This is a genomic window from Martinezella lusitana (assembly GCF_014207095.1).
GTDB classification, from domain to species: domain Bacteria; phylum Pseudomonadota; class Alphaproteobacteria; order Rhizobiales; family Rhizobiaceae; genus Rhizobium; species Rhizobium lusitanum_B.
The window spans coordinates 122,510-139,204 of record NZ_JACHBG010000004.1; the positions used below are offsets into that span (position 1 = coordinate 122,510).

General features: G+C 59.1%; 15 protein-coding genes. 13 read left to right on the top strand and 2 right to left on the bottom strand.

Going from position 1 to position 16,695, the window contains the following annotated elements; genetic code table 11:
- The first annotated feature begins 25 nt into the window (after positions 1-25).
- From aqpZ to ligA, 9 genes are all read left to right on the top strand, one after another.
- Positions 26-712, top strand: coding sequence for an aquaporin Z (gene aqpZ / locus GGD46_RS10940; RefSeq protein ID WP_184703799.1), 687 nt, complete (start codon positions 26-28; stop codon positions 710-712).
- Positions 713-1,014: 302 nt separating this feature from the next.
- Positions 1,015-1,941 (top strand): D-alanine--D-alanine ligase, encoded by a 927-nt coding sequence (locus tag GGD46_RS10945; RefSeq protein WP_184703800.1) that lies wholly within the window; start codon positions 1,015-1,017, stop codon positions 1,939-1,941.
- Positions 1,929-2,861 (top strand): cell division protein FtsQ/DivIB, encoded by a 933-nt coding sequence (locus GGD46_RS10950; protein WP_409527676.1) that lies wholly within the window; start codon positions 1,929-1,931, stop codon positions 2,859-2,861. Before GGD46_RS10945 ends, GGD46_RS10950 begins: the two co-directional genes overlap by 13 nt.
- Positions 2,858-4,189: a cell division protein FtsA gene (gene ftsA / locus GGD46_RS10955; protein ID WP_092853246.1), complete on the top strand. Its 1,332-nt coding sequence runs from the start codon at positions 2,858-2,860 to the stop codon at positions 4,187-4,189. The genes GGD46_RS10950 and ftsA overlap by 4 nt, the downstream gene beginning before the upstream one ends.
- A gap of 103 nt (positions 4,190-4,292) precedes the next feature.
- Positions 4,293-6,017, top strand: coding sequence for a cell division protein FtsZ (gene ftsZ, locus GGD46_RS10960; protein ID WP_184703802.1), 1,725 nt, complete (start codon positions 4,293-4,295; stop codon positions 6,015-6,017).
- 330 nt (positions 6,018-6,347) lie between these two features.
- Complete coding sequence (gene lpxC / locus GGD46_RS10965) at positions 6,348-7,304, top strand: UDP-3-O-acyl-N-acetylglucosamine deacetylase (protein ID WP_184703803.1); 957 nt, start codon at positions 6,348-6,350, stop codon at positions 7,302-7,304.
- 284 nt (positions 7,305-7,588) lie between these two features.
- Entirely contained in the window at positions 7,589-8,458 is an 870-nt protein-coding gene (locus GGD46_RS10970) for an outer membrane protein assembly factor BamD (RefSeq protein WP_184703804.1), read from the top strand.
- A 12-nt stretch (positions 8,459-8,470) separates the two neighbouring features.
- Positions 8,471-10,144, top strand: a complete 1,674-nt coding sequence (gene recN / locus GGD46_RS10975) for a DNA repair protein RecN (protein ID WP_184703805.1) — start codon at positions 8,471-8,473, stop codon at positions 10,142-10,144.
- A gap of 122 nt (positions 10,145-10,266) precedes the next feature.
- A complete protein-coding gene (gene ligA / locus GGD46_RS10980) occupies positions 10,267-12,420 on the top strand; it encodes an NAD-dependent DNA ligase LigA (RefSeq protein ID WP_184703806.1) in 2,154 nt (717 codons plus the stop codon).
- 41 nt (positions 12,421-12,461) lie between these two features.
- On the opposite strand, the gene GGD46_RS10985 is transcribed toward ligA, so the two are convergent.
- Positions 12,462-12,998: a GNAT family N-acetyltransferase gene (locus GGD46_RS10985; RefSeq protein WP_184703807.1), complete on the bottom strand. Its 537-nt coding sequence runs from the start codon at positions 12,996-12,998 to the stop codon at positions 12,462-12,464.
- A 318-nt stretch (positions 12,999-13,316) separates the two neighbouring features.
- Between GGD46_RS10985 and GGD46_RS10990 the strand changes: the two genes are divergently transcribed.
- The 3 genes from GGD46_RS10990 (at position 13,317) to GGD46_RS11000 (ending at position 14,902) form a co-directional block, all read left to right on the top strand.
- Positions 13,317-13,640 (top strand): ArsR/SmtB family transcription factor, encoded by a 324-nt coding sequence (locus GGD46_RS10990; RefSeq protein ID WP_184703808.1) that lies wholly within the window; start codon positions 13,317-13,319, stop codon positions 13,638-13,640.
- Between the two features lie 37 nt (positions 13,641-13,677).
- Entirely contained in the window at positions 13,678-14,121 is a 444-nt protein-coding gene (locus GGD46_RS10995) for an SRPBCC family protein (protein WP_184703809.1), read from the top strand.
- A 286-nt stretch (positions 14,122-14,407) separates the two neighbouring features.
- A complete protein-coding gene (locus tag GGD46_RS11000; RefSeq protein WP_184703810.1) occupies positions 14,408-14,902 on the top strand; it encodes a CreA family protein in 495 nt (164 codons plus the stop codon).
- 268 nt (positions 14,903-15,170) lie between these two features.
- Here the strand turns inward: GGD46_RS11000 and GGD46_RS11005 are convergent, their stop codons facing one another.
- Entirely contained in the window at positions 15,171-15,635 is a 465-nt protein-coding gene (locus GGD46_RS11005) for a chemotaxis protein CheW (RefSeq protein WP_034477031.1), read from the bottom strand.
- A gap of 453 nt (positions 15,636-16,088) precedes the next feature.
- Here GGD46_RS11005 and GGD46_RS11010 point away from each other — a divergent pair, with 453 nt between their 5' ends.
- Positions 16,089-16,691 (top strand): SCO family protein, encoded by a 603-nt coding sequence (locus GGD46_RS11010; protein WP_184703811.1) that lies wholly within the window; start codon positions 16,089-16,091, stop codon positions 16,689-16,691.
- The last annotated feature ends 4 nt before the right edge of the window (positions 16,692-16,695 follow it).

A 16,695-nucleotide genomic window follows, 5' to 3' on the forward strand; every position in this document is an offset into this window, starting at 1 on the left:
GATTGGGGGCAAAGGGGAAGTCTTCATGCAGAAAAAGCTTATAGCTGAGTTTCTTGGAACATTCTGGCTCGTATTTGGCGGCTGCGGCAGTGCAATTTTCGCAGCAGCATTTCCGAGCCTCGGTATCGGTTTTCTTGGTGTCGCTTTTGCGTTCGGTCTGACCGTGCTGACCATGGCTTTTGCGGTCGGCGGCATATCCGGGGGGCATTTCAATCCAGCCGTGTCGGTTGGCCTGACTGTGGCTGGCCGCTTTCCCGGCGGACAGCTCATTCCCTACATCATCGCGCAGGTTATCGGTGCCATCGCCGCGGCGGCCGTGCTCTATCTGATCGCAAGCGGTAAGGCAGATTTCCAGCTCGGCGGTTTTGCTGCCAATGGCTATGGCGAGCACTCACCCGGCGGCTACTCCATGGTCTCGGCCCTGGTGGCCGAAATAGTGCTGACCTTGTTCTTCCTGGTCGTGATTCTCGGATCGACGAGCAGCAAGGTGCCGGCCGGCTTTGCGCCGATCGCAATCGGCATGAGCCTGACGTTGATCCACTTGATTTCGATCCCGATCACCAACACGTCGGTCAATCCGGCCCGTTCGACAGGGCAGGCCCTGTTCGTCGGTGGTTGGGCGTTGCAGCAGCTTTGGCTGTTCTGGGTCGCCCCGATCGTGGGCGGAGCGCTGGGTGGCCTTGTCTGGAAGCTGGTCGACGACAGCGAATAAAATCAGCCTGCGTTTTTAAGGGGTTCTGGCCCGTATCGGAGAATCCGGTGCGGGCCTCTTTGTTTAAAAAAACTAAATGTAGCGATTTCAAAAGTAGCAACTCTCTGAATCTAATGGCAGAATTCTTTATATCCATTTGATTCGAATGGTTCGAACGTCGGCAGAACGGCCGAAAGTTAACGAAAGTAAACGCTTCATTAACCTTAATGTCGTTCTAATCGACCTATTGAAAGAGGGGCGAGAATCGCTGTTAGGCGAGGCCTCGCAAAAGCAGAGCAGAGACCGTGAGGTCGGGGGTATTAATGGGTGCCAAGCATGTGGCTGTCCTTATGGGCGGATTTTCCTCGGAAAGGCCCGTCAGCCTTTCCTCGGGAAAGGCATGCGCTGATGCCCTCGAAGCCGAAGGCTTCCGAATTACCTGCGTCGATGTCGACCATGATGTTGCCAGCTGCCTGACCGAGTTGAAGCCGGATGTCGTCTTCAATGCGCTGCATGGTCCGTTCGGCGAGGACGGCACCATTCAGGGCATCCTCGAATATCTGCAGATTCCCTATACCCATTCCGGCGTGCTTGCTTCTGCCCTTGCGATGGATAAAGCGCGAGCGAAGACGGTTGCGGCCGCCGCCGGTATTCCGGTCGCAACCTCGCTCGTCATGGATCGCTTCGGCATCGTTGGCGAGCATCCCATGAAGCCGCCTTATGTCGTCAAGCCGGTGCGCGAGGGGTCGAGCTTCGGTGTCGTGATCGTCAAGGAAGATCAGGCGCATCCGCCGCAGATCGTTACGTCTTCGGAGTGGCGCTATGGTGATGAGGTTCTGGTTGAGCGTTACATCCATGGTCGCGAACTGACCTGTGGAGTCATGGGTGGCAAGGTTCTTGGGGTTACCGAGATCGTGCCGCTCGGCCACAGCTTCTACGACTATGACGCCAAGTATGCCAAAGGTGGATCAAAACACGTCCTTCCGGCGGAAATTTCACCGAATCTTTACCAAAAGATACAAACATTATCGTTAAGGGCGCATGAAGCTATCGGCTGCCGCGGCGTCAGTCGATCTGACTTCCGCTTCGATGATCGCTTTTCCGAAGAGGGTGAGCTTGTCTGGCTGGAGGTCAATACTCAGCCCGGTATGACCCCTACCTCGCTGGTGCCCGAAATGGCCGCTCATGCCGGCTACTCGTTTGGTGAATTTCTCCGGTGGATGGTGGAGGACGCGTCTTGTTTGCGCTGACGGTCAAAAATATGAGGCGGTCCCGTCATCGCGTCCCGCTCGCTATTGACGATGTGGAGGATGCGTTCGTATTGCCGCGCCCTCTGCGTCGTGCAGTGCGCTTCCTGGTGAGCCTCGGCTCCGGTCGCATCAACATCCCTGCGCATACCGGCACGGTCGCGACGTTCATGCTCTTCGGTGCGACCGCTCTCTATGGCATGTCGGTTGGCGGTCACAGCCAGGCAGTTGCTGAGGCGACGACGTCGGCTGTCGGGTTTGCGATCGAGGATGTCAAAGTCTCCGGCAACGATGAGACTTCCGAAATCGAGATCCTGCAGCTGCTTGGCCTTGATGGGACGACATCGCTCGTCGCGCTCAATGCGGATGCCGCTCGCCAGAAGATCGCCAATCTGCCCTGGGTTCAGAATGTCGAGGTTCGCAAGGTCTATCCGAAGACCGTCGAAGTGAAGCTGAAAGAGCGCAAGGCTTATGCCATCTGGCAGCACGGCGCCGAGCTCTCGCTGATCCAGAAGGATGGCAGCGTGATTGCGCCGCTGCGCGACAACAAGTTTGCGAAGCTGCCGCTGTTCGTTGGTCGCGACGCCGAGACTGCGGCCGCTTCCATCGATGATGCATTCGCCAAGTGGCCGGATGTCCGCAATCACGTGAAGGCATTCGTTCGCGTCGCCGGTCGCCGCTGGGATCTCTATCTCGACAATGGTGTGATAGTCCGGTTGCCGGAAGACAATATCGATGGCGCTCTGGCTCGGCTTACCAAGCTGGACAAGGACCAGAATCTCCTGCAGCGCGATATCGCCGCGGTGGATCTTCGTCTTGCAGATCGTACCGCAATAGAATTGACCTCGGATGCAACGCTTCGCCGCCAGGCCGCGGTGGATGCAAGAAACAAGGCTTTGAAGAAAGCAGGGCAGGATACATGAGCTTATTCGGTTCGTCTCATTTCGGCCTGCCGCGGTTGAAGCCGCTGTCCTCCAAGCGGTCGCACATCGTGTCGGTTCTCGATATCGGCTCGACGAAGGTCGTCTGCATGATCGGCCGGCTGACGCCGCGCGAGGAGAGTCAGGTTCTCCCGAACCGCACGCATAACATCGAAATCATCGGCATCGGCCATCAGCGTTCTCGCGGCATCAAGACCGGCGTGATCGCCGACCTCGACGCTCTGGAAGGCGTCGTCCGGCTTTCCGTCGATGCGGCCGAGCGCATGGCGGGCCTCACCGTGGACAGCCTGATCGTCAACGTCTCCGCCGGAAGGCTGGGCAGCGACATCTATACCGCGACCATCGATCTCGGCGGGCAGGAAGTCGAATCCAACGACCTCAAGAAGGTGCTGGCCGCCGCTTGCCAGCAGTCGGTCCGTCAGGAACGTGCTGTGCTGCATTCGCTGGCGACAGGCTATTCGCTCGATGGCGAGCGCGGTATCCGCGATCCGCTGGCGATGTTCGGCGATGCTCTTGGTGTCGACATGCATGTGGTGACGGCTGAGCGCGCTGCGCTTCGCAATCTCGAGCTTTGCATCAATCGCGCTCATCTTTCGGTCGAAGGCATGGTGGCAACGCCTTATGCCAGCGGTCTTGCCGCTCTCGTCGATGACGAAGTCGAACTCGGCTGCGCAGCGATCGACATGGGTGGCGGCACGACGACGATCTCGGTCTTTGCCGAAGGCAAGCTGGTGCACACCGATGCTGTCAGCCTTGGCGGCCATCACGTCACCACCGACCTTGCCCGCGGCCTTTCCACCCGCATCGAGGATGCGGAACGTCTGAAGGTCGTTCATGCTTCCGCGCTCGCAAATTCTTCGGAAGAGCGCGAACTGATTTCCATCCCGCCGATCGGCGAAGACGAGCGTGACCAGCCGACACAGGTGCCGAAGGCACTGGTGTCGCGCATCGTCAAGGCTCGTATCGAGGAAACCCTCGAACTCATTCGCGATCGCATCCAGCGTTCGGGCTTCAGCCCGATCGTCGGCAAGCGCGTCGTCCTGACGGGTGGTGCCAGCCAGCTGACCGGCCTGCCTGACGTGGCGCGCCGGGTCCTTGCCCGAAACGTCCGCATCGGTCGCCCGATGGGCGTATCCGGCTTGCCGACGGCGGCCAAGGGGCCGGCCTTCTCGACCGCGGTTGGTCTGATGATCTATCCGCAGGTCGCGGACATGGAGACACATGCGCCGAGCAGCGGCCTGCTCTCGTCGCTTGGAGGTAACAACAGCCGGATCGGTCGTGTCGGCCAGTGGCTGAAAGAGAGTTTTTGAGTGCCTGATCCCGGAAAAAATCTTCCGGGGTAAGCGTCAGGCAAGTGAAATCAGTGAATTGGCCGGCGTGGCGATGCGGCCATAAAGAGAAGGAACGGGTACAATGACTATCAAGCTGCATAAGCCAGATATCACCGAGCTTAAGCCGCGTATCACCGTGTTCGGTGTTGGTGGCGGTGGCGGCAATGCCGTCAACAACATGATCACGGCAGGCTTGCAGGGCGTCGATTTCGTCGTCGCCAACACCGATGCACAGGCGCTGACCATGACGAAGGCGGAGCGGATCATCCAGCTCGGCGTCAACGTCACGGAAGGTCTCGGCGCCGGTTCGCAGCCGGAAGTCGGCCGTGCAGCTGCCGAAGAGTGCATCGATGAAATCATCGACCATCTCAATGGCACGCATATGTGCTTCGTCACCGCCGGCATGGGCGGCGGCACGGGTACGGGTGCTGCTCCGGTCGTCGCGCAGGCCGCTCGCAACAAGGGCATCCTGACCGTCGGCGTCGTCACCAAGCCGTTCCACTTCGAAGGCGGCCGCCGCATGCGTCTCGCCGAGCAGGGCATCCAGGAACTGCAAAAGTCGGTCGACACGCTAATCGTCATTCCGAACCAGAACCTCTTCCGTATCGCCAACGACAAGACGACTTTCGCCGACGCGTTCTCGATGGCCGACCAGGTTCTCTACTCGGGCGTTGCCTGCATCACCGACCTGATGGTGAAGGAAGGTCTTATCAACCTCGACTTCGCCGACGTTCGCTCGGTCATGCGCGAAATGGGCCGCGCGATGATGGGTACCGGTGAAGCTTCCGGCCAGGGCCGTGCAATGCAGGCTGCTGAGGCCGCTATTGCCAACCCGCTGCTCGATGAAACCTCGATGAAGGGTGCACAGGGCCTGCTGATCTCGATCACCGGCGGCCGTGACCTCACCCTGTTCGAAGTCGACGAAGCTGCGACGCGTATTCGCGAAGAAGTCGATCCGGACGCCAACATCATCCTCGGCGCTACTTTCGACGAATCGCTCGAAGGCATCATCCGCGTCTCCGTCGTCGCAACCGGCATCGACCGTGCGATGAACGAAGCAGCCGACCGCGGTATGGAATTCCGCCCGGTCGCGAAGCCGGCTATCCGTCCGTCCGCGGCCGCCGCTCCGGTAGCGGCCGCAGCTCAGCCTGTCCATGTCGCGCAGGCCCATACCGCACAGGCTGCAACTCCGGCTCCTCGCACTATCGATCCGGTCGCCCAGACCATTCGTGCAGCGGAAGCCGATCTGGAACGTGAACTCGAAATCCAGATGGCCCGTCAGGCTCATGTGCAGCAACAGCAGCAGCCTGTAGCGCAGGAAGAAAGTTTCCGTCCGCAGAGCCGCATCTTCGCGGCGGCACCGGAAGCTCAGCCGGTCCGTCAGGCCCCGGTTCAGCCCCAGCCGGCTCCGGTCATGCATCAGCAGCCGATCATCCGTCAGGCTCCCGAGCAGGTTCGTATGCCGAAGGTGGAAGACTTCCCGCCGGTGGTTAAGGCAGAGATGGAACATCGCGCACAGCCGGCTGCTCCGCAGGCCGCTGAAGAGCGTGGCCCGATGGGCCTGCTGAAGCGCATTACCAACTCGCTCGGCCGCCGCGAAGAAGACCCGGCTTTCGACGACATGATGGCTCCGACCCAGGCTGCGGCTCCGCAGCAGCGCCGCGCGCCGTCGCCGGAAGCAAGCCTCTACGCTCCGCGTCGCGGCAACCTCGACGACCAGGGCCGTCAGGTTCCGCAGGCCCGTATGGCGAGCCATGAGGACGATCAGCTCGAAATTCCGGCCTTCCTGCGCCGCCAGTCGAACTGACCTAGTATCGGGCAACTTTTTAATAGGTTGCTAACCATCCTGATGAAATCCGGGGCTGAAAAGCTCCGGATTTCCTTATTTTAGACTTGTTGTCATATCTGGAATTACCCAACAAATTCAATCATCTGCTTTCGTAACAATGCGAAAGAAACAGTGATTTGGAATGCGGTGCCTCGGCGCGTATGTAGATAGCAAGCAAGGCTGCGGAATCACATTCGGCAATGAACGTATGTGGCATGCGCGGCATAGTTAACAGACTGGACCGGCGATAAGGGTAAGTGTTCGAAGATGACCGCCCGGCATGGATCAGATAGACGAAGGCAGAATTATATGGCGATCGGATTGCTGGGTTTTCAGACCACTATTGCAAACCCTGTGACACTTTCGGGTATCGGCGTTCATTCCGGCGCCAATGTGTCTATTACTCTATATCCGGCAGAGGCCGGCACCGGCGTGGTTTTCCAGCGCATTCACGGCAATGGCGAAGTGACCGAGCTGCGCGCCGTTTCCTCGCAGGTTGGCAACACTGATCTTTGCACCGTTCTCGGCTTCTCGCCGGCGCGTTCTATCGCGACCGTGGAGCACGTGATGGCTGCGATTTATGCAATTGGCCTCGATAACGTCGTGATCGAAGTAACGGGCGCCGAGATGCCGATCATGGACGGCAGTTCCTATCCTTTCATCGAAGCGATCGAGCAGGTCGGCATCGTGTCGCTCGGCGTCAAGCGCCGCTACATCCGCGTGACCAAGCCGGTTCGCATCGAAGCCGGTGGCTCCTGGTCGGAGTTCCGCCCCTATGACGGCACGCGGTTCGAAGTCGAGATCGATTTTGCCTGCCCGCTGATCGGCCGCCAGAAGTGGGAAGGCGATCTGACTGCCGAGACCTTCAAGACAGAACTGTCGCGCGCGCGTACCTTCGGTTTCATGCGCGACGTCGAGCCGCTCTGGGCTTCCGGCCATGCATTGGGTTCATCGCTCGAAAATTCCGTCGTCATCTCGGACGACAACACGGTTATCAACGTTGAGGGCCTGCGTTATCCCGAGGACGAGTTCGTTCGTCACAAGACGCTGGATGCAGTTGGCGATCTCGCGCTCGCAGGCGCGCAGTTCATCGGCCATTATCGTTCCTATCGGGGTGGCCATCGCATGAATGCAAACGCCCTGAAGGCACTGCTGAGCGATCCGACAGCTTATGATGTCGTCGAAGCACCGGCGCAGCGTCAGCGCGCTCATGGCCGCGAATTCGTCCCGGTGAACGCTCCGGAATTCGCGCCCTGGTCGGCGTGAACTTTCGGAATCGAAGCAAGATGAGAGTGCCGCTCCGATGAGGGGCGGCTCTTTTTTTGACTGGCGATTCGCGGCTTTGCCTGCGGTTGTTGCTAGACGTGAAAATCCGGCAGCCCGCAAAGAATTCCCTGTCAAAACAGTGATTAAGCCTGCCGAAATCCGGTCTTTGCCACAAAAATGCGTTAATGCATCATCAATGCGTTGCCCTGATGGTGTTTTTGCGGCTAGAAACGCCAGCGAGAGAACGCCGTCTTCGCAACGACGGCTAGTGGGACAGTGATCCGATGAGTTTTGCAAGGTCTGAAAGCATGAATGTCGCAGCGCGGGTTTTGCTCGTATCGCTCCTTCTGGCCGGTACCAGTGCTGTGGTGACGGGTTGTAATACGAAGAAGGATATCGACATCACCAAGCTCGGTGTCGAGACGGATCCGCCAGAATTGCTCTACAATCAGGGCCTTGCCAACATCAAGGCCGGCAACATGACCGAAGCCGGCAAGAAGTTCGACGCCATCAACCAGCAGCAGCCCTTCTCAGAATGGGCGCGCAAGGCCATGGTGATGAGCACCTTCGTCAAGTACCGCACAGGTCGCTACGACGATGCCGTGCAGACCGGCAACAGCTATCTGAAGCAGTATCCGGGCTCAGAAGACGCAGACTACGTCCAGTATCTGGTCGGCTCTTCCTATGCGAAGCAGATCGTCGATGTCACGCAGGATCAGCGCGCGGCGCAGCAGACGATCGAGGCGATGACCAAGCTCGTCAACAACTATCCGAAGTCGCAATATGTCAGCGACGCGCAGGAAAAGATCCGTTTCGCCAAGGATCAGCTGGCCGGCAAGGAAATGCAGGTCGGGCGTTATTATCTTGAGCGCAAGGACTATCTTGCCGCCATCTCCCGCTTCCGCATCGTCGTGGAACAGTATCCGACGACCAACCAGATCGAAGAAGCTCTGGCACGTCTCGTCGAGGCCTACTACGCGATGGGCATCGTGCCGGAAGCGCAGACGGCAGCCGCTGTTCTCGGTCACAACTATCCGGACAGCCGCTGGTACAAGGATTCTTATCAGCTGCTGAAAAAGGGCGGCGTGGATCCGAGCGAAAACTCCGGCTCGTGGATTTCCAGAGCAGGTAAGAAACTTCTTCTTGGGACGTGAGATTGAGCGCAGATGCTGATCCAGCTTTCGATCCGCGATATCGTTCTGATCGAGCGGCTGGATCTTGCCTTCGAGTCCGGGCTTTCGGTGCTGACCGGCGAGACGGGCGCAGGCAAATCCATCCTGCTTGACAGTTTGTCGTTGGCCCTCGGCGGGCGCGGCGATGGAGGGCTCGTGCGTCATGGGGAAGATCGCGGCCAGGTGACTGCGGTCTTCGATGTCGGCACGCAACATCCTGCCCGCAAGCTTCTGCGCGAAAACGGCATCGATGACGACGGCGATCTGATTTTCCGCCGCGTCCAGTCGGCTGACGGCCGCACCAAGGCATTCATCAACGATCAGGCGCTTAGCGTTCAGCTCATGCGCCAGATCGGGCAGCACCTCGTCGAAATTCATGGACAGCACGACGACCGGGCTCTGGTCGACACGGATGCGCATCGCATGTTGCTCGATGCGTTCGCCGGTCTTGCTGAAGAGGCTCAAGGGGTGGGCAGACTTTACAAGGTCTGGCGCGACAACGAGCGCACCCTGAAGAAGCACAGGGAGCAGGTGGAGAAGGCGGCACGCGAGGCGGATTACCTTCGTGCATCCGTCGAAGAATTGCAGAAACTCTCGCCGCAAGACGGCGAAGAAGATGAGCTTGCGGAAAAGCGCTCGCGAATGATGAAGGCCGAGCGTATCGCCGGCGATATCGCCGAAGCGTCGGAATTCCTGAACGGCAATGCCTCGCCCGTGCCGCATATCGCGTCGCTGGTTCGACGCCTTGAGCGCAAGAGCCATGAAGCGCCCGGCTTGCTGGAAGACACCGTGGCGCTGCTCGATGCTGCCCTCGACCAGCTTTCCAACGCGCAGATGGAAGTCGAAGCCGCATTGCGCAAGACAGAATACGATCCCCGCGAATTGGAGCGGGTCGAGGAGCGTCTGTTTGCACTACGCGGCGCTTCCCGCAAATATTCGGTGCCGGTCAGCGAGCTGCCGGCTCTCGCAGAGCGCATGGTCTCGGATCTGGCCGATGTCGACGCCGGCGAGGAAAGGCTTGCAAAGCTCGACGCCGAGCTTGTCGCCGCCAAGGCGGAATATGATGTTGCAGCGCGCAGCCTTTCGGAGAAGCGCCGCCACGCGGGCGAGGCGCTTGCTGGCGCCGTCATGGCGGAATTGCCGGCATTGAAGCTCGAGCGGGCACGCTTCATGGTGGAGATCACGACCGATCCGGAAGCGGGCACCTCAGACGGTATCGACGTCGTCGAATTCCACGTTCAGACGAATCCGGGCACGCGCCCAGGTCCGATCACCAAGGTTGCCTCCGGCGGCGAACTCTCGCGCTTCCTGCTTGCATTGAAGGTAGCGCTTGCCGATCGCGGTTCGGCGCCAACTCTCGTCTTCGACGAAATCGACACCGGCGTCGGCGGCGCCGTTGCGGATGCTATCGGCCAGCGGCTGAAGCGCCTGTCCGGTCGCGTGCAGGTGCTTTCTGTCACCCACGCACCGCAGGTCGCCGCGCGCGCCGCGACGCATCTGCTGATCTCCAAGGGGCCCGTCGCGGACGGCTCAGAAAAGATTTCGACGCGTGTTGCGACGATGGAACCAAAGGACCGCACCGAGGAAATCGCCCGCATGCTCGCAGGTGCTTCGGTAACGGAAGAGGCGAGGGCCGCCGCCAAGCGCTTGCTTTCCGGTAACGGTTAATCTCCAAGCAGGTTTTCCAACCTGAATTTTCCCGTTGTATTTGCGCGCTGCGAACGGAAAACCGCTTCGCACTTTTTCTCGAAGTGCTCTAAAACATCTTCGAAATCGGGGAGTGTAGATTCATGAGCGCCGAACAGAAGCCCGTCGAGAATTTGACCGAAGAAGAAGCGGCTGCGGCGCTAGCCTATCTGGCCGCCGAGATCGCACGCAACGATGCGCTCTATCATGGCAAGGACGCGCCGGAGATTTCGGACGCGGACTATGATGCGCTGAAGCGGCGCAACGATGCCATCGAGGCGCGGTTCCCGGCTTTGATTCGTGCCGACAGCCCGTCGCGAAGGGTTGGTGCGGCTCCGTCGGAGACCTTCACACCCGTTGTGCATGCCAGGCCCATGCTGTCGCTCGACAACACGTTTTCGCAGGAGGATGTCGAGGATTTCGTTGCCAGCGTCTATCGCTTCCTTGGCCGCCTGCCGGACAGCTCCATCGCCTTTACAGCTGAGCCGAAGATCGATGGCCTCTCCATGTCGATTCGCTACGAGAATGGCCGCATGGTGAGCGCAGCGACACGCGGCGACGGTACGACCGGCGAAAACGTCACCGCCAATATCAGAACCATCAAGGAAATCCCCCAGACACTGCCCGCAGACGCGCCTGCTATCGTCGAGGTGCGCGGCGAGGTCTATATGGCCAAGAGCGACTTTCTCGCGCTCAATGCACAGATGGAGGCAGAGGGCAAGCAGACCTATGTCAACCCGCGCAACACGGCGGCAGGGTCCTTGCGCCAGCTCGATGCGAAGGTGACGGCCAGCCGCAAGCTGAAATTCTTCGCCTATGCCTGGGGCGAGATGTCGGACATGCCGGCCGATACGCAATATGGCATGGTGCAGGTCTTCAAATCCTGGGGCTTCCCGGTCAATCCACTCATGGCGCGATTGAACTCCGTAGCCGATATTCTCGGCCACTACGAGCAGATCGGTCTTCAGCGGCCGGACCTCGACTACGATATCGACGGTGTTGTCTACAAGGTGGACAGCCTGGAACTGCAGGCGCGCCTCGGCTTCCGTTCGCGCTCGCCGCGCTGGGCGACAGCGCATAAGTTCCCGGCGGAGCAGGCATTTACGCGGCTTGTGGGCATCGATATCCAGGTCGGCCGCACGGGCGCGCTGACACCGGTTGCGCGCCTGGAGCCGATTACCGTTGGCGGCGTGGTCGTGACCAATGCGACGTTGCACAATGCCGACTACATCAAGGGCATCGGCAACAAGGGCGAGCCGATCCGCGATGGCCGCGATATTCGTGTCGGCGACATGGTCATCGTCCAACGGGCAGGCGACGTCATTCCACAGATCGTCGATGTCGTGATGGAGAAACGCGAGCCGTCGAGCGTGTCCTACGAGTTTCCGAAGGTTTGCCCGGTCTGCGGCAGCCATGCAGTGCGGGATATCAACGAAAAGACCGGCAAGGTCGATGCCGTCACCCGCTGCACCGGCGGCTTCATCTGCCGGGCGCAGGCGACCGAGCATCTCAAGCATTTCGTCTCCCGCAATGCCTACGATATCGAAGGCCTCGGTTCGAAGCAGATCGACTTCTTTTTCGAGAGCGAGGATCCGGCGCTGCAGATCAGGACCGCGCCTGACATCTTCACTCTCGAGACGCGACAGCAGACGTCGCTGGCAAAACTGGAGAACATCGACGGTTTCGGCAAAGTCAGCGTCGGCAAGCTTTACGCGGCCATCAATGAGCGGCGCCAGATCGCCTTACATCGCTTCATTTTCGCGCTCGGTATCCGCCATGTCGGTGAGACCACGGCCAAGCTGCTGGCGCGATCCTATGGCACCTATGATGCCTTCGAAGCCAGCATGAAGGAAGCAGCTCCGCTTTCAGGCGATGCATGGAACGACCTCAACAATATCGAGGGCATTGGTGAGGTGGTGGCGCGCGCCATCGTCGAATTCTACAAGGAGCCGCGCAATACCGAGGTGATTGCCAAGCTTCTTGAGCAGGTGCAGCCGCAGGAAGCCGAACAGCCGGTGACTTCGGGCAGTCCAGTGACCGGCAAGACGGTGGTTTTCACCGGCTCGCTGGAGAAGTTCACGCGCGACGAAGCCAAGGCCAAGGCAGAGAGCCTCGGCGCAAAGGTTTCCGGCTCCGTGTCGAAGAAGACCGACATCGTCGTGGCTGGCCCGGGGGCCGGCTCGAAGCTCGACAAGGCCCGGGAATTCAACGTCCAGGTTTTGACCGAGGACGAGTGGCTGGATCTGATCGGCGGATAGGCGGTAGGATGGCGTGACCATATCCTGCCGCCGTTGATCGATCAGAATCTCAACCGTGCCATTGTGAGCGCATCGACAAATTCGCCGTTGCGGAATGCGAAGGCGCGCAGCCGCCCTTCGGTTTCGAAGCCGAACTTCTCATAGAGGCCGATCGCCGGGATGTTGTCCGCATAGACGGTCAATTCCAGGCGCTTGATCGCCAGCCAGTTGTCAGCGGTGTCAATCAGCGCGCCCAGAAGCGCTGAACCGATGCCGCTGCCCGTGAAATCGTCGTGCACGCCCATGCCGATCTGGCCGATGTGAATGCGTCGGCCGGAAAGCCGCGTCAGGCCGGCGCTGCCGACGACTTGCCCATCGACTTCAGCGACGATGCCGGTCGAGTTGGGTGACGGCTTCTCCAGCCATTGCCGGGTTTCCTCGATGTTTTGGAACGGCAGGCGCAGGGTGCCGGCGCGAAAGCCGGGAAGATTGGCGATTGCCGCAATTGCTTCGGCATCGGACACCCGGGTCGCGCGGATCGTGACCGGACGCACTGCGCCGGATCGTCGCTTGACGGGCTCTTGCTGTTCAAAAGACATTGGCTCTCCTTGGTTTTGGGGAGGAGAGCTAGGGAGCGTCAACCCTGCTCGCCTCGGCAGGGTTGAGATGGATCGCAGTCAGCTCAGCGCAACACAGCTTCCACTCGCCCTGCAAGGGGAGAGATGGTGATAAGATGCATGACTGTGGCGCGAAGTGCGATCATGAGGCGATGATCGGATGCTATGCCACTATTGTCAATTGCATCTCGTCAATTTTGCTCCCGCCGTTCGCAAGAGTGTCCCTGGATGGCATCTTGACAGGCAACCATTTGGTTGCTTATAAGAAGAAAATAGGCAACCAAATGGTTCCGTATTTCTATGAATGACGATGCAGTGTTCAAAGCTCTGGCGGATGCCAGCAGGCGGCAGTTGCTGGACCGGCTCTATGAGCAAAACGGCCAGACGCTGAACGCGCTTTGTGAGGATCTCGCTATGACCCGACAAGCGGTGGCAAAGCACCTCGCCATTCTGGAGGAGGCCAATCTTGTGTCGACGGAGAAGCAGGGGCGGGAGAAGCTGCATTTCATCAATTCGGTGCCGATCAACGAGATTGCCGAGCGCTGGATCAACAAGTTCGAGCGCCGGCAGCTAAGCGCGCTTTCGGCCTTGAAACGGGCTCTCGAAGGCGAGGGCGGTTCGTAACCACCAAAGCAAGAATAGTGAAACAAGGAGAAATGACATGACTGGAAGCAAGTTCGTTTACGTCACATTCATCTGCACTTCGCCGGAGAAACTCTGGTCGGCGCTGACGACGCCGGAATTCATCAGGCAATATTGGTTCGACATGACGCATGAGACCGATTGGAAGGTTGGCTCGCCCTGGAAGATGCTTTTTCCTGATGGCCGCGTTGCCGATCTTGGAGAAATCTCGGAATTTGATCCGCCGAAGCGCCTCGCTTTCAAATGGCGGAACGAATGGCGTTCGGATTTGAAGGTCGAAGGCTGGTCGCGTTGTATTTTGGAGCTGGAGCCGGCGGACGACGCCGTGAAGCTGACCGTTACTCACACGATCGACGTCGAGAACTCCAAGTTCATCGAGGCCGTTTCCGGCGGTTGGCCGAAGATATTGTCCAATCTCAAGTCGCTGTTGGAGACCGGAAAGGTTGCCATCGCGAACAAGTGAGAGTCATCCTCGCATGTCGAGAAGCGCAATTTTGTCTAAAGCGCATCGCGATCTCCGAGATTCGCTTCCGGCGCTTTAGGCTTTCGTTTTCACGCGTGTCGTTGGTTCAAAGCCACTGTAAAGTTCCGTATTGAATATGTTGAGCGACGGCGCTTCATGACCGCAGCTGCCGTCGCTGCCCATTGACAAGCCTGCTTGTGGGCTGGGGTCCCTTGCATCGGTCATTTGCCATCTTACGTTAGCGGTGCCGCGCAAGCTCCCGGCGGCTGATGATGGAGGATGATCGATGATCTCACTGAAGTTCTGTGCCGCCATTGCTGCGTCGTTCCTGGCCCTTGCTCCCTTTTCCGCGTCCGCCGAGGTTGTCGGCAAGGTCGGCGTGGACTGGACTGGCAACGATATTCTGGTCGACGCCGTGCCGGATCCGGAAGTTTCAGGCATCACCTGCCACGTGACCTATTTCGACCGCAGCGTTATCGACAGGTTGCGAAAGGGCAACTGGTTCGAGGATCCTTCGAACAACTCCATCGCCTGCCGCCAAACCGGACCGATCGAGATCGGCAATATCAATCTGTCGCAGAGTGGCGAAGAGGTGTTTCGCGCCGGATTGTCGCTGATCTGGAAGAAGCTGGTCGTCACCCGCATCTATGACAAGAAGAACGATACGCTGGTCTATCTCATCCATTCGCGCCAGTTGGCGGACGGGTCTGCCAAGATGGCTATCTCGACCATACCGCTCTTCGGTCAGAACGTGAACTGGAAGAATGGCAAGCCGAAATAGAGCCGCCCGAGCATCTCGGTCCTGGCCGACAGGGCAATAAATACCAAAAAAAGTCTTACTCTTGGGTTGCCGAATTCCTTCTGGTTGCTTTCGGTTTGCACTTTTTTGATGCATTTTCGAAAACGAACAAGGGAGGTGACTCTTCCGCTTGTTCACGGCCTGCATGACTGGCGCATTGGCTACACCCCTGCCAATGCTGGTCACACAAAAATCGATCGCCCTGAAGCGAGGCTCCAGGGCGATTTTTGTTTGCGCTAACTTATTGAAGTTATGCAGCTTGTGCCAGCTGGTCGGCAATGATCGTGTCGAGGTTGAGGAAGCAGACCATCGACTTTTCCAGAGCCACAATGCCGCGGCAGAAGGCGCGCTGCGTTTCGGGAATGATTTCCGGTGCCGGCTGCAGATCCTCGCTCTTGATGGTCATCATGTCGGAAACCTGTTCGACCAGAAGGCCAACAAGCTTGCCGGCGATATCGGTGACGATGATGGCAGAGCGCTCGGACGGCTCGGTCATCTTCATGCCGAGACGGCAGGCCATGTCGATGACCGGGATCACCGCGCCACGCAGATTGATCAGGCCAAGCACGTAGGGTGGCGTGTGCGGCATCGGCGTCACCGGCGCCCAGCCGCGAATTTCGCGGATGGCCATGATGTCGATGCAGAACTCCTGATCGCCGAGGTGGAAGGAGACGATTTCCAGATAAGCGCCGGCTTGTTTGATGGCGTTCGTCATGATTGAGGGTTTCCCGTTTGGCGCCGCTGGCAGGAGGCGCTGGCAATTGAAAAGAGAGATCGGCTGGCGCGGCTTGAGCAGCGACAGCGTCCGGTGCGTCGGCGGGAAACGCCTGGCTGTTCCGGCGGGCGTCATGCCCTTCTGACGTAAATCGGCTTGCCGCGTATTCCGGCATGGCCGAAGTCGAACGCGACATCTGCCGTAGATGTTCGCGTGGACAGGTTAGGATTGCTTTAACACTGAAACGGAATTTATCTGTGCTAGCCTGGCGGGGGAGCGAACGCGGGTGTCGGGATGCAACGGTAGGGGTAAGGCTGCCTGCTGCGGCAATTTCAGCGTGTTCGGCACATCTTCTTGAATTGCGTCCTCAACTTCGAGCGGCTACACCGATTGGTATATCGGCCGTACCCTCATTCGGGTGCCGTCGCCGGGGTTGGATGAGGAATGGCAGTCATGAGAAGCGTGCGAATTGGTGTCTGGGTGGCCGTATTGATCGTCGCCGGCATATTGGGCTGGCTGAGCTTCGGGGGCGGCAAGGCGCCGAATGTCGCTGCAACAGGGCCGTACGGCGTGCCCTTTACTCTGGTTTCGCAGAGTGGGCGGCCGATCAGCGAGCAGGCGTTTCGCGGCAAGCCTTCGGCCGTATTCTTCGGCTATACGCATTGTCCGGATGTCTGCCCAACGACCCTGTTCGAGCTGAACGGCTGGCTGGAGAAGGTCGACCCGGATGGCAGCAAGCTCAATGCCTATTTCATCACCGTCGACCCCGAGCGCGATACGCCTGAAATCATGAACCAATATGTTTCCAACGTTTCGAAGCGCATCACAGGTATTTCCGGCGATCCGGCCAAGGTGATGGACATGGTCAAGGGCTTCCGCGTTTATGCTAAGAAGGTGCCGGCGGATGAGAAGCAGCCGAACGGCGACTATACGATGGATCACACGGCCTCGGTCTTCCTTCTCGATGCTTCCGGCGGCTTTGCCGGAACAATTGCCTATCAAGAGGATCCGGATGTGGCAGTGAAAAAGCTGGAGAAGCTGATCAAGAAGGGATAGGGGC